The 13,976-nt window shown below is 33.1% G+C and carries 13 protein-coding genes; 11 read left to right on the plus strand and 2 right to left on the minus strand.

All coding sequences use genetic code 11. The annotated features are described in order from the left end of the window. The first annotated feature begins 384 nt into the window (after positions 1-384). The 5 genes from ACQKOF_RS04030 to ACQKOF_RS04050 all read left to right on the plus strand — a co-directional run bounded on the left by ACQKOF_RS04030 (position 385) and on the right by ACQKOF_RS04050 (position 6,290). Positions 385-786 (plus strand): hypothetical protein, encoded by a 402-nt coding sequence (locus tag ACQKOF_RS04030; RefSeq protein WP_427553941.1) that lies wholly within the window; start codon positions 385-387, stop codon positions 784-786. A gap of 152 nt (positions 787-938) precedes the next feature. Next, a complete protein-coding gene (locus ACQKOF_RS04035) occupies positions 939-1,979 on the plus strand; it encodes a beta-glucanase/beta-glucan synthetase (protein WP_427553943.1) in 1,041 nt (346 codons plus the stop codon). Between the two features lie 180 nt (positions 1,980-2,159). Beyond that, entirely contained in the window at positions 2,160-3,032 is an 873-nt protein-coding gene (locus ACQKOF_RS04040; protein WP_427553945.1) for an ABC transporter ATP-binding protein, read from the plus strand. Further along, complete coding sequence (locus ACQKOF_RS04045) at positions 3,029-4,240, plus strand: ABC transporter permease (RefSeq protein WP_427553947.1); 1,212 nt, start codon at positions 3,029-3,031, stop codon at positions 4,238-4,240. Before ACQKOF_RS04040 ends, ACQKOF_RS04045 begins: the two co-directional genes overlap by 4 nt. A 1-nt stretch (position 4,241) precedes the next feature. Then, the gene (locus ACQKOF_RS04050; RefSeq protein ID WP_427553949.1) at positions 4,242-6,290 is read left to right on the plus strand and encodes a DUF5050 domain-containing protein; all 2,049 of its coding nucleotides are present in this window, start codon (positions 4,242-4,244) and stop codon (positions 6,288-6,290) included. Between the two features lie 456 nt (positions 6,291-6,746). Here the strand turns inward: ACQKOF_RS04050 and ACQKOF_RS04055 are convergent, their stop codons facing one another. Then, on the minus strand, positions 6,747-8,441 hold the full coding sequence (locus tag ACQKOF_RS04055; protein ID WP_427553951.1) for a methyl-accepting chemotaxis protein: 1,695 nt from the start codon (positions 8,439-8,441) through the stop codon (positions 6,747-6,749). A 311-nt stretch (positions 8,442-8,752) separates the two neighbouring features. Between ACQKOF_RS04055 and ACQKOF_RS04060 the strand changes: the two genes are divergently transcribed. From ACQKOF_RS04060 to ACQKOF_RS04080, 5 genes are all read left to right on the plus strand, one after another. Further along, positions 8,753-9,247 (plus strand): DUF1648 domain-containing protein, encoded by a 495-nt coding sequence (locus ACQKOF_RS04060; protein WP_427553953.1) that lies wholly within the window; start codon positions 8,753-8,755, stop codon positions 9,245-9,247. Between the two features lie 124 nt (positions 9,248-9,371). Further along, positions 9,372-10,031, plus strand: a complete 660-nt coding sequence (locus tag ACQKOF_RS04065; RefSeq protein WP_427553955.1) for a YdeI/OmpD-associated family protein — start codon at positions 9,372-9,374, stop codon at positions 10,029-10,031. Positions 10,032-10,066: 35 nt separating this feature from the next. Further along, entirely contained in the window at positions 10,067-10,504 is a 438-nt protein-coding gene (locus ACQKOF_RS04070; protein ID WP_427553957.1) for a DUF1801 domain-containing protein, read from the plus strand. Next, positions 10,501-10,878: a VOC family protein gene (locus ACQKOF_RS04075; protein ID WP_427553959.1), complete on the plus strand. Its 378-nt coding sequence runs from the start codon at positions 10,501-10,503 to the stop codon at positions 10,876-10,878. The genes ACQKOF_RS04070 and ACQKOF_RS04075 overlap by 4 nt, the downstream gene beginning before the upstream one ends. Before the next feature lie 250 nt (positions 10,879-11,128). Then, positions 11,129-12,109: a GNAT family N-acetyltransferase gene (locus tag ACQKOF_RS04080; protein WP_427553961.1), complete on the plus strand. Its 981-nt coding sequence runs from the start codon at positions 11,129-11,131 to the stop codon at positions 12,107-12,109. 51 nt (positions 12,110-12,160) lie between these two features. Here ACQKOF_RS04080 and ACQKOF_RS04085 read toward each other — a convergent pair whose 3' ends face one another. Beyond that, positions 12,161-12,598 carry an Rrf2 family transcriptional regulator gene (locus tag ACQKOF_RS04085; RefSeq protein WP_400724858.1) on the minus strand — a complete coding sequence of 146 codons (438 nt, stop codon included), beginning with the start codon at positions 12,596-12,598 and terminating at the stop codon, positions 12,161-12,163. Positions 12,599-12,788: 190 nt separating this feature from the next. On the opposite strand from ACQKOF_RS04085, the gene hmpA reads away from it, so the two are divergent. Next, on the plus strand, positions 12,789-13,955 hold the full coding sequence (gene hmpA / locus ACQKOF_RS04090) for an NO-inducible flavohemoprotein (protein WP_427553964.1): 1,167 nt from the start codon (positions 12,789-12,791) through the stop codon (positions 13,953-13,955). Positions 13,956-13,976: the final 21 nt, after the last annotated feature.

Raw genomic sequence — 13,976 nt, forward strand, 5'->3', positions numbered from 1 at the left:
AAATGTTGTCTCCCTTGAAAGAGATAAAATATTATGTATATGCAAAAATTGTTGTTATAAAGGTGCGATAAAACAATTTGATAAATTGTAAATTACAAAGCGGAAACTCCTTTCGTGGTTTGTTTCGACAACAATTACGATACGTAAGTTTCTGCTTTTATATTATACAAAATGTAAAATTTAAAATTATTTATTATAATATATAAAGGTATTTTTACATATATAAAGAAAAATTGTAAAATAATATATATATTATAATGAAAAATATAATTTACCCTTTATTTCCCTGTTCAAGTGGTGTAATATGTAAATATAGGGTTAATAGGAAATGTATTGTAAAATAAATTTTGTATTTTCCCTGAATAATATTAGGAGGTTTTCATTATGAATTTAGGAAAAAAATTAGGCATTGGTATGGCTACCGCGGCTCTTTCTTTATCATTGGTCACGGCAGCTTCTGCTAATGAATCATCCACATCTGCTAATGGATATGGGACATTAACGGGCTATTCGTATCTTGGTGGTGACGCTGGAGGAGCAGATACAACTGTAACTAAAAATAACGATAATGCTTATTTGGTAGCCGGTTATTCAATCCAAGATAAAAATGGGAAGACAGTAGTTAGTTATAAGGAATTAAAAAGTTCTAGGGGGGACAAGATGCACGGAATTGGTTTTACCTACGCACCAGATAGCTCACATGTAATGTATGGAACACATGGTGTGCAAGGTGGAAGCACATATGGTGCTAAAGCCGTGTATACATATACATTCTTTAATAGATAGTAAATGAGAATATGTTAATTCAAAACATAGATGTGATAATTTATTATCACATCTATGTTTGTATCGATAGAGAAATGGACTATATTTCGTTAACAAGCGGATAGACTATTTCTATCATTTTAAGAGATAGTAAAATTGAATAGAGGGAAATTATGAAAATATCCAATTTTTACAAATTATTAATAATTTTAGCAACAATTACTTTTTTAACCTCAGCCTGTTCGAAACAAAGTAGTTTAGATCATGATGATGAAGTGAAGGATATAAAGGAGAATCCATTTAAGGGAGAGGGCGATGAAACAGTTGTAATGGGCGCTTTAAATCATGGTTTCTCCAATCCAAAAATAGATAATAATGGTGAAATGATTCCCTTAACCTATAATGGTGGGGAGTTAAAAATCGATTACTTAGTAAATGCTTCTGGAAAGGCAAAAAATATTGGGTTTCTAATATTTATAGATGGGTTACCACAACCCTATAAAATCAACTCTGAAGAAGAATCTTATGAATTTTTACATGTCATGGATTTAGCAGAAGACAATAAAGATATGCCTTTATCTTTTATATTCACCCCAATCACTGGAAAAAAAGGTGACACACTTAGTGTTAGTATTTCCAGCATTTACAATCCTTCATTTATTCCTGACATGAAAGAAACAAGTAGCTACGGTGGTTATCATGTAGCTTTAGAAGCGGTGAGTTCTTTGGTATTCCAACAGGATCCAGATACTACTGTTTTTTCGAAAATCAAAAAAAACCAATCTTTAATTGATGTAAGTTTGTATAAAGAGCTAGTGACTAATGAGATGCTAGATAAGGAACTAATAGATTTAGATAGATTGGATCATCAAGTGTTTACCGGTGTTTATTCAGAAGATGAAGAAAAAATGGAAAATATTCAAATAAATGATGACGGTTCTCTTAAAGTAAAATTTAAAATATTCGGTCACCCAAATGTTCGGTATCGAAATACGTTCTATATCAATCATAAACCTGTATCAAGTAAAGAAGGAAGCTCCTTTGAAACCGAGGTAACAAAGGGAAATATGTCTATTATTGATGTAAATATCGATGTAAAAGATTTAGAGGATTTTAATACATTTTATGTTGTGTCTGTTCCTATAAATGCAAATGATTTCCCAGATGATGTAATTGTTTTAGAAAAGACTCCTTCAATATTATTGTATAGATAATTACAAAATTGTCCGCCTAAAATATGTATTATTAAAAATATTTATTAGAGTAATATCGTATTTTAACTATAAATTCAAAAAAGCTCTTATCTGTAAATATATGCTCAATTGTCTAAGGTGCTTTTTCTGAAAAATTAAGTTAGAAGAAAGCACCTTATTTATAAGAGGAGGTAACCATTGTTGAAACTTAAAATTGAAAATATATCTAAGAGATATAAGGGTAAGAGTGTATTGAAAAGTCTTAACTTAGAATTTGAGGAGGGTATTTATGGTCTTCTAGGAGAAAATGGAGCTGGAAAAACAACTTTAATAAATATCATTGTGGGTGTTCTAAAAAATGATAAAGGGAAAATATTATTTAATGATATTGATGTTAGGGATTTGGGGATAGATTTTATATCTCGTATCGGATATTTACCTCAGTACCCTCAATTCTATAAAAACTTCAAAGTAATAGAATTCTTAAGGTATATGTGTGTACTAAAAGGTATTCCTAAAGAAATAAGTGAAAAAAGAGTACAAGAATTATTGGATATCGTGAATTTAAGTAATGCTACTAACGTGAAAATTGGGGCTTTATCTGGAGGAATGCGGCAACGTGTTGGCATTGCACAAGCTATGCTTAATAATCCTGACATTTTAATATTAGATGAACCGACAGCAGGGCTTGACCCGCAAGAACGAATACGATTTCGGAATTTAATCTCCAGACTTTCAGAGAATCGTATTGTAATATTAGCAACGCACATTGTTTCGGATATTGAATTTATTGCAAATAAGGTCATTTTACTAAAAGATGGACATGTTCTGAAACAAGATTCGCCTTCTGTACTTGTTCGTGAAATAGAAAGTAAAGTTTGGCAAGTGACTGTAACAAATGAAACAATGGGAGAAAAATTGAATCAATTAAAAATCAGTAACATGGTGCGTGATCAAGAGGGTATTCATTTAAGAGTAATTGATGACGTTAAACCCGATGTGAATGCTATAAATGTACATCCTAATTTAGAAGATGTATTTTTGTACTTTGCGGGAGATGTGGAAAGATTATGAAAATCTTTATTTTCGAATGTCGTAAACAGTTTTTTAAAAAGTCAATTATCGTAGCAATCCTTCTTTTTAGTGTATTGAACATTGTTAAAATACACAGTATATATGATACATCTTCACTGTTATCCAAAAGTACGGATCCAACTTGGAAATACTTATATTGGGAAATGTACGAAGATTTCAGAGGAACCATTACAAATGAAAAGATTGAAAAACTCATGTCGATTTATCAACCACTTAACGAACAAACAGCGGATATGACTGCGAGTACCGCAATGGATAATCCAAATACATATACCGGAAATTTATATAATGATACTTATTTTTTTCAATGGAATTTTGTGAATCCAATGGAATATGCCTATATGTATAGAAACTATGCAAATAATGTGGTCACCACTGCAAAAAAAAATAAAGACTTTTTTGAATCTATAGAGAATGAATACGAGTATAGAAAAAATGCAGCAATTGTAGAAATGTATAAAGGACGTATCATCCCAAGTTTTTCATATGTAGAAATGTATAAAAATCTTATTCATTATGATTTTTCAACTATTTTAGTAATTCTTATTTGTATATATGCCTTAGTTAATGTATTTATTTTTGAAAAGGAAACGGAGATGGATTTACTTTTATTAACGACAAAAGCTGGAGGGAGCAAAACAGTTCTAGCTAAAATAATGGCATCAGTTATTTTTGTTTGCTTTGTTAGCTCTTGGTTTTGGTTAATTGATTTTGCTGCATTTGCGATTATTTTTGAATCTTTGGAGGGTACATTTTCCCCAATATATTCGATAGAAAATTTTGTTAATTCGTCAATTGATGTAAACTTAGGGGAATTCGTAATTCTATCTAATCTACTGAAAACAGTTGGAATTCTTGTACTAGCTTTAGTAGTTTTATTTGTCACTACACTATTTAAAAACACTTTGGCTCCTTTTATTATAAGTTTAATTTTAACCTTTGGCTCCATTTATATTCAGGAAATGAATATGGGCTCTAGTCGAATTTTATTAAAAGTTCTAAATCCATATACGCTAATTGTCAATCGTGAATTATTTCGAAATACGGAATTTGTAAATTTATTTGGCTATCCCGTTATTAGTTATATTCTGGCTCTTATTTTTTCATTTACTTGGGTGGGCTTCTGTCTATTTGGCATTCTCTTGATAATCAAAAAGAATATTGTCTATAGCAAAGGAATGAAATAATATGTCATTATTATTCTATGAAATGAAGAAAATGTTTTTATACCAAAAAGGCCTTTTAATGATTAGCTTGTTTTTTATCATAAATATAGGGATTATTATGATTTTTGATACACCTAAAAATCAAGAACTCGAAATAAATTCCTCTCAGTATTCCTATTATTTAGATCAAGTAAATGGTCCGTACTCGGATGAACTGGAACAATTTTTTACAAATGAATCAAACAGAATTTCCGATGCAAAGGTTGCCTTGAATAAAATATACAACGATTATTATGATGGAAATATTTCGGAAAATGAGTTTAATACCTTGTCAGGTCCATTAGAGAACAAAGTAAAAAATGAAAGCGGTTTTAACCTTATTTTCAAGCAATATATGTTTATTAAGGAGAAACCAGAAAATCGTTATTTTTTATCTACGAATGGTTGGGATGGGCTATTGTCTAATGACCGTATAGATTTTCTGTTTTTATTATTATTGTTGATATTGGTGACCCCGGTATTTTGTTCTGAGTTTACAAGCGAGATGGATGTTATTCACTTAACGGTAAAAAAAGGTGCTAAATTACATACGTTTACTAAAATCAGTCTAGTATTAATGACGGTTATAATACTTTCTTTATTAACATCGTTAATACGATATGGGTTCTTCCAAGTAAAATATGGTTTAGAAAATGGAGATTACCCGTTACAAAGTTTAGCTTATTTTGCGACATCTCAAAAAAAGATCACTCTTTTTTCTACATTTCTATGGACATCTGTTATAAAAACATTTGGGAATTTAAGTTTTTCTGTAGTTATCATGTTTTGTTCTGTATGGATAAAAAAATATGCATTTACAATTTTTTTCTCTACTGCCGCAATAGTAATTCCTTATTTTGGATTTAGTCTTGCATCCTCTAAATACTTTTTACCGGGACCGCTGGGATTTATGGCTTCTACTGGTTTTTTTAGAGGGAATGAACATGAGTATAACAGATTTACAAATCAGATGACTGTGAAGTTTGAGGAAATTTCTCTGATAACTATATTTATCCTGTTTGTTATTACATTATGCTTCAGTATCGCTGCAATTAGTTATATTTTCCACAAGCATAGTAATACATGGAACAAGAAGAAACGCTGGAACTTTCTGAGATTATCAAGTATAATATCTATCTTTTGTCTAGTCATGACTAATCTTGTGGGCTGTTCCCCTTTTAAGGAGGACGGAGAAAAGGATGTTATATACAATGATTCAACTAGACAATCTTTTGAAAATGAAAACTATCGATTTTATGTAAATGAAACCGATTTGGAAGATATTAAGATTGTTTTTGAAAATAAAAAAAATAAAGAGACAGGAAACTTTATAAGAAATCCAATTCAATCATTAACAAAGATTGAGAATAGTCTTTTTGGTAATGGATCGCTTGTCTATTATATGAAATATGATTATGAAAAGTCGGGCTTTTATAAAGAATTAACCAGATTTTCTGTAATAGAAGTTGATACGACTACCTTTAGTGAGAAAGTGATTTTTGAAAAAAGTATAGACACAAAAAGTTTTAGTTTAGTGGGATTGAATAAAAAGGATCATACCGATTTATATTTTTACAATTCAATAAAATCCTTCTTTTTAAATGAGAAGAATATTTACTTCGTCGATCAAGATAAGATAAGTAGGGTTGATAGGTTAACAGGTAAAATAAAAGTAATTATTACATATCCACGACTAAAAAATGTCGCTTTTGATGGAAAAAAAATTTATTATTTAAATGAAAAAAATCAAATTGTCCAGCATGACACAAGTACAGACTCGGAAAAAATCCTATCAGATATAATCACAACATATTTTATATTAACAGACACCGAATTGGTTTTTTTAAATCGTAAAGATCAAAATAAAATATATGTCATGAATTTAAATAGTTTTAAAATTAAGAAAATAACGGAAACATCTGTAGCTAGCTTTACTTGTAACGATCAATATATTTATTATGAAAATAAAAATAGCTCAGAAAAATATCGAATTGGTAGGGATGGACAAAATAACACGCTAATTGTTAATTAATATTACATAATTGTATAAAATTTTATTCATTAGATTAGGTGTGTTGATTTAAAATATCATTTCCTTTGCTTGAAATATTCTTTATTGTATAACGGTTGTAACTCAACAAAAAAGGGAAAAAATATATTTATAAAATGTAGAGACGTAAATAATGTGTGCATCTGTTCCGGATAAAATATTAACATTTATAGAAGGTGGGATACTTAGTTAGTACGAAAAACGTAGGTAATATCTTAGAGCCTCGGTTTTTGTTGAAGATTTATAGGGAAGACTCTTTTCTATGATTAGTTGTATGACTTAACTATCAAGAAAAGGTCTTCCTTTTTTTGTTGTCTCTTATTTATGTACACAAAATATTTTATACTCTCAACTTATGTTGAATAGCCCAAATATTGACTTTGTAAATGTTGAAATTAACGATATTACAAATCAAAAAAGCTTGCGCAAAAAGACTTTTTACTCCACCTTAAAACGCGAAACCTGTGTTTGTAATTCCTCGGCCATGTTTGATAGTGTGGCAGCAGAAGCGGCAACTTCTTCAATAGTCGCTAGTTGTTCCTCAGAAGCAGAAGCTACATTTTGCAAATTAGATGAAGACATCTTTGCAATTGTTGCAATTTCATCGAAGGATGCGTAAATTTGCTCAGCACTTGATGACATTTCCTCTGAAACTGTTGTTGCTTCTTGAATCTGTTGGGATACTTGTTCGATCAGTTCAACGATTTTTGAGAAGCCTTCCTCAGCCACTTTTACCACTTGCATACCTACTTGTACCTCTTGTGTACCAGTATCCATAACAGTTACGGCACGGTTTGTATCCTGTTGTATTTCTGAAATCAAAGTTGCAATTTGTTCAGCAGATTGTTTGGATTGCTCCGCTAACTTCTTCACTTCATCGGCAACTACTGCAAAGCCACGACCATGATCCCCTGCACGTGCTGCCTCAATTGCAGCATTCAGTGCTAGTAAATTTGTTTGCTCTGCGATATCCGTGATAAGACCAATAATATTTCCAATTTCAACGGAATGATTTCCTAAATTTTTCACAACGCTTGCAGATTCTAAAACAGCTGAATTAATTGTGTCCATCTGTGTAATAACACGGTGTAGCGATTCATTTCCTTTATTAGCTTCAGTATTTGTTTCTATAGCAAGCTCTGAAACGGCAGCTGTCGTCGCAGCCAATTGTTGAATGCCTTTTGTCATATTTTTCATAGCTGTTGAGCTTTCAGTAGCATTTTTTCCTTGAGCTTCGGAGCCACTTGCTACTTCTTGTATAGAGGAAGTAATTTGTTCTGTCGCTTGGATTGTTTGTTCAGCGCTTGCGGTTAACTCAGCAGCAGAACCACTTACTTGCACGGTGTTATGACGTACATTTGTAATAAGGTCCTTTAAATTTACCGCCATTTGATTAAAGGCAAGTGCTAAATCACCTACCTCATCACGATTCTTAATGTGAATTTGCTCAGCTGTTAAATCACCATCAGCAATCTTTTTCGCGGTTTTTGCCATACCTTTGATAGGGCGGGAAATAAGGCTTCCCATGATCATAGCAATGATGAGACTAATGACAACAGCAAAGATGCCAAGAATAATCATTTGGAATTTAATAGCTTGAATTTCTTTTGATGTAGCAGCGATTTTTTCTTTTATATATTCATCTTGGTAGTTAGCAAGGTTAGCTACACGTTCATCGAATTGTTTAATAATTAGGCGGCCTTGTGTACTATCGAGCTTTTCGTATTGCTCTGTTTCTCCAGCAGCCTTTAATGAAAACATTCGATCTGCAAACTGTTGAACATCTTGCTCGCTTTTATTGATTGCCTCTAATAATTCAATCGATTTCTGAGAATCGAACGAAGCCTTTAATTCATCATATTTCTTTTTAAATTCTTCGCGTGACGCCGTATTACTTTGAAAATTTTGCTTGTCCCCAAGTAATAGATAGCCTCTCATATTTACAATTTCTTGTTTAGCAATTGCGCGTAGCTCTTGAATGCTAATAGATTTAGTTGTTTGTTCTTCGAGTAACACACGATATGTCTTGTTTACGGAATTAAGCTGTTTAAAATTTAATCCGATTGTGCTAACTAATACTAAAATAACAATAAAAAAACCGAGTACTAACTTCTTGTAGATAGTAAATCGCATAGTTGTTGTTTCCTTTCTCAGTAATTTAGTAGAAATGTTACAAAAAAATGAAATATGTATATACCATTTATATCAGATTATATGAATTTTACAAAGTATTATGAGTATTTTTACATTAATCGATAGAATCAAAAAGGAAGTAAATTGTAGATAAAATGATAAAAAAAGCAGAATAAATTGCCGATTTAATATTGGCGAAAGCGGATAGTTACCGATGTAACATTGGTAATTGTGACAATTTTCATAAATTTGAAACTTAATGAGCTGTAGTACCGTAGAATAAATAAAGGAATAAGCAAGGAAGTGGGAAGATGTATAGGCCAATTTTGAAATTGCCGAAAATGAAATATGAAAAGATTTGGGATTATATCGGTGGCGGGTTATTCGTGCTATCCATTCTTTATATTTTTGTAATGTGGGGCAAATTACCAGAGGAGATTCCTGGCCATTTTAATGGAGCAGGAGAAGTTGATCGTTGGGGTTCAAAAATAGAGTTACTTATCCTTCCGCTCATCGGACTATTTCTATGGATCTTGTTAGGGTTACTTGAAAAAGCTCCTCATATGCATAATTATCCGGCACGCTTAAACGAAAGTAATGTAGAGGCGTTTTATTTGAATAGCCGAAAAGGATTGAATGAAACAAAAAACCTCTGTCTAATTTTATTTGCAGCTATATCATTCCAAATGATACGTATTGCACTTGGGGAGGCAGAGAATATCGGTTGGTGGTTCTTACCAATCATGCTAATTGTAATAGCCATTCCGATTATTAAAGGAATAGTTGCGGCTACAAAAATTAAGTAACTTATCTCAATTTTAAACGCTCGAGAATGTTCGAGCGTTTTTTTATACGAAAATTTCACTAAATCAGCTATACTATCAAAACTAAGAGAAAATTGTATTGATAATTAGAAGAGGTGTTAAAACTATGCAAAAGAAATTTAAAATTAAGGATGGCTTGTCCATTGCCATTCATAATCAACCACAGGAGATGCTTTTAGAGGGAATATCCCAAACAGGAAATGCACCTCATGATCGAATCATTGCCTTTGTGTTTACTATTGATGAAATGGTAACATATTTACAAAATGCACTAAAGTTAAACACTCTTACGGAGCAAGGCTATTTATTTTTTGTTTATCCGAAAAAGGGGAATAAGAAGTATGAACAGTTTATCCATCGTGATGAAATCTTCCCAGCAATTCAAGTGGACGAGGAGAAATACATTGTTGGCAGTGATTATAAATTTGCAAGTCTTATGTCGTTAGATGAGACATTTTCTATAGTAAGCATCAAGAGAGATGGCAAGGGACGTGGCAAGAAGAAGACAGCGAGTAGTCAGTGCGTTAGTGACTATGAAGGTATGATTCCTCAATTGCGTGATTCGCTTGCGGAAAATCCGGATGATTTAACATTTTATGATGGATTAACACCGGGTTATCAAAAGGACTGGGCCCGTTATATCTATAGCGCGAAAAAGGAAGAGACGCAAGTAGCACGCTTAGAGGAGATGCGTGAAATTATTAGATTGGGCTACAAAACAAAGGAATTATACCGAAAAGCAAAAGCAGAGGGTCATGTTCTTTAGACAGCAATAATACTATGTTGAAAAGAGGGCAGAATATGAAGAACACTTATATTGAACAAGTGGATGAAAAATGGCGAGAGAGTTTTGCCAAACTAGTGGATGTGATAGAAAGCAATTTACCAGAGGGTTTTGAAGAAAATATGTATTATGACATGATAAGCTACGCTGTCCCGTTATCTACTTATCCGAAGGGCTATCATGTTACATCAAATACTCCATTGCCCTTTATAAGTCTTGCTGCACAAAAACGTCATATTGCAGTTTATCATATGGGTATCTATGCAGATCAAGCGTTACTCTCGTGGTTCCAGGAGGAATATGCGAAACGAGTACCGACGAAACTCAATATGGGGAAAAGCTGTATTCGTTTTACAAGCACTAAAAATATTCCTTACGAATTAATTGGAGAGCTTGTTTCGAAAATGACACCAGCACAATGGATTACAAAATATGAAGGGGAGTTAAATAAATGAAAAGTGCCACTACATTTTTAATGTTTCAGGGACAAGCCAATGAAGCTATTCAGCAATATCAACAGTGGTTTTCAGAGTTACAGGTGGAAAGCTTAACTTATATGGAAAACTCACAACAAGTTGCAATGGCTGTTCTTCATTTAAAGGGTTTGAAAATGATGGTGAATGATAGCGCAATACAGCATAACTTTACGTTTACACCGTCAACTTCTATATTTGTGGAATGTGAGTCTGAAGAAGAAATCGACAGTCTAGCTGCTCAAATTTTAGAGGGTGGGCAAGCGTTAATGCCACTTAATAATTATGGGTTTTCTAAGAAATTTGCCTGGATTCAGGATCGTTTCGGTGTATCCTGGCAACTAACGTATAATTAAATTTAGGGATAAATGAATATACCTTGTCAAAAGTTAGGGATGATTTTTAAAAAACGTATACTATGTGTATAAGTTGATTGGAGTGGAGACTGGACGCCCCAGGAAAGCGCCCCGTCGGAACGGAAATCAATCTCACGTTATGGTGATGAGCCATAGACATGAAAAATAGACGGAATAAGCTCTTATGCAACTAGAGGACGATAAAAATCCGTTGCAATGAGGCTTAATCATGTTAAAAGGAGAATAGCATATGGTAGTAACTTTAGTTAGGCACGATTTAAAATACGCTGAAGCGATGCATGTACTGTCTTCTATGCCACAGGTTCGAGATGCACTAGGATTACCTGCTGGCAAAGTAGAAGATACGATAAATTTTATTAAACGTGAATGTGTAGACGAAGAAGCTGGAAAGACAGTCCCTCGTGTTGTTCTGGATGAGGAAGGACAACTTATTGGTGTGACGGCATTAATGTTTATTGATCACAATAAAAAGAGCTGTCATATTGGCTCATGGCTGGGCTATGAATTTTGGGGAAAAGGCTATAATCTTCAATCAAAAATTGCGATTTTAGATATTGCATTCTTTGAGTTAGGGCTAAAGCGTGTTTTTGCAGGCGCTAGAAAGGTTAATATACGCTCACAAAAAGCACAGGAAAAGTTGTCTTTTATTCGATTAGGAGTTGAGAATGATTTTCCGCAAGAGCATTCATGGCTAGAAATCAAAGAAAAGCAGCCGTGTGTTTTAAATGTTTTTGAGCGCGAAGATTTTGTTCGATATCGTACATCCTTAAAGAAAGTGGAAGGCGTGCGGGAAGACTATATACCACAATTATTATTAGCTGATGAAAGTGAAGTCGCTGTTCGAGAATATTTAAATGACGGTGAATTATACGAAATTAAATGTGGTGAAGAATTAGCGGGTGTAGCGTTACTTCTTCCACAATCTGATTCGACAGTCGAGTTAAAAAATATTGCGATTGTACCGAAGTATCAAGGTAAAGGGCTTGGGAAAGAAGCACTACGACAAATAACAACGGTTTGTCACTCGCAAGAATATCATACGATAATTGTTGGAACTGCAAATTCTAGCATTGATAATATTGCATTCTATCAAAAAGCGGGTTTTCGTATGGAAGCAATTGAAAAAGATTTTTTCAGTAATTACCCAGAGCCCATCTATGAAAATGGAATTCGTGCACTAGATATGATTTTCTTTTCAAAGGCATTGTAAAATAATATAGACATAAAAAATACCCGTCCAACTTGAGTTGTGCGGGTATTTTTATTCGCCAAGCAACAGTGCCATCAACTTTTCTTTCGAATGTAAAAAGTCATCTAGAGTATAACGATCTAGGACGGCTAAATAGGCTTGTAGTGCTTCGTATAATACGCCCTTTAGCTGACATTCTGGAGCAATCTTACATAGATTATTTTCTTTGTCAAAGCATTCGACAAGATGGAAATCCTCTTCTGTATGGCGTACTATTTCACCAATTGTAATGGTCTTTGGATCAATTGCTAGGCGAATTCCTCCACCACGCCCTCGAATCGTTTCAATATAGCCCAATAATCCAAGTTGGTGTGTCACCTTCATTAAATGGTTTTTCGATATATTATAAGCATTTGAAATTTCTTGGATAGTTGATAATTGGCCATCTTCCTTCGCACCCAAATATATGAGTGTTCGGAGAGAGTAATCTGTGTATAAAGTTAAGCGCATAAGAACACCCTACTTTCTATAGTTCAAAATAATTATAGCATTTTTACCTTGAAGTATTATAAATTCAATACTTTTTTAAAGATGTATTTAAAATACATTAATTATGTCCATTTTGTTAAAGATGTATTTTATATATTGCTTTTAAAAAGTGAGAGCGTTATATTGTAATCACGAAAGGGTGGTAAGCGATATGTTAAAACAAGAAACAGTACAAATTATTAAAGCAACAGTTCCTGTATTAGAAGTTCATGGAGTTGAGATTACTAAAACGTTTTATAAAAATATGTTTCAAGCTCATCCAGAATTATTAAATATTTTTAACCATACAAATCAAGAAAAAGGTCGTCAGCAAACGGCATTAGCAAACACAGTTTATGCTGCGGCAGTTCATATTGAAAATTTAGAAGCTATTTTACCAGCGGTGATGTTAATTGCTCATAAACACCGTAGTCTAGGTATTTTACCTGAGCACTATCCAATAGTAGGAGAATACTTATTAAAAGCGATTAAAGAAGTGCTTGGTGATGCAGCAACAGATGATATTATTAATGCTTGGGCTGAAGCATATGGCCTAATTGCAGATATTTTCATTCAAGTAGAAGAAGAGCTATATCAAAAAGCAGAAGGTAATGGCGGATGGCGCTTATTTAAACCATTGAAAGTGGCAAAAAAAGTAGTAGAAAGTGAACTTGTTACATCTATCTACTTTGAAAATGAAGATGGTTCTCCTCTACCGGCTTATGAACCAGGTCAATATATCAGCATCCGTGTGAAAGTGCCAGGCGAAGAATATTTAATGAACCGTCAATATACACTTTCGCAAGCAAGTACAGAAGATGGCTATCGTATTTCTGTAAAACGTGAAAGCGATCATACGCCAAATGGTAAAGTATCTAACTTTATTCACGACGTATTAGAAGTCGGAGATTTAGTAGATGTAAGTGTTCCAGCAGGACTATTTGTCTTAGAAGAAACTTCTGCTCCAATTACATTTGTAAGTGGCGGTATCGGTGTAACACCATTAAACAGTATGCTGCAATCGTTAAAAGATGATGCGGCAAATGAAGTGAGCTTTATCCAATGTGCACGCAATGAAAAAGTTGTAGCATTTAGCGATGATATTAAAGAGAAAGTAAATGTGCTTCCAAATGCAACATACACAGCGTTATATTCAGATGAAGATAAGAAAATCACAAAAGAATTTTTAGCTGAAAAAGTAGCCAACAATGCAGATGTTTACGTATGTGGACCAGTTGGCTTTATGGAAGCGGTTATTAAAAATTTACATGAGATTGGCGTGAAAGACGAAAAAATTCATTATGAATTCTTTGGTCCAGCTATGCAATTAGTAAAATAAAATTCAAAATTGTGGATGACG

Source organism: Lysinibacillus sp. NPDC093190 (genome assembly GCF_050280425.1).
Lineage (GTDB): Bacteria > Bacillota > Bacilli > Bacillales_A > Planococcaceae > Lysinibacillus.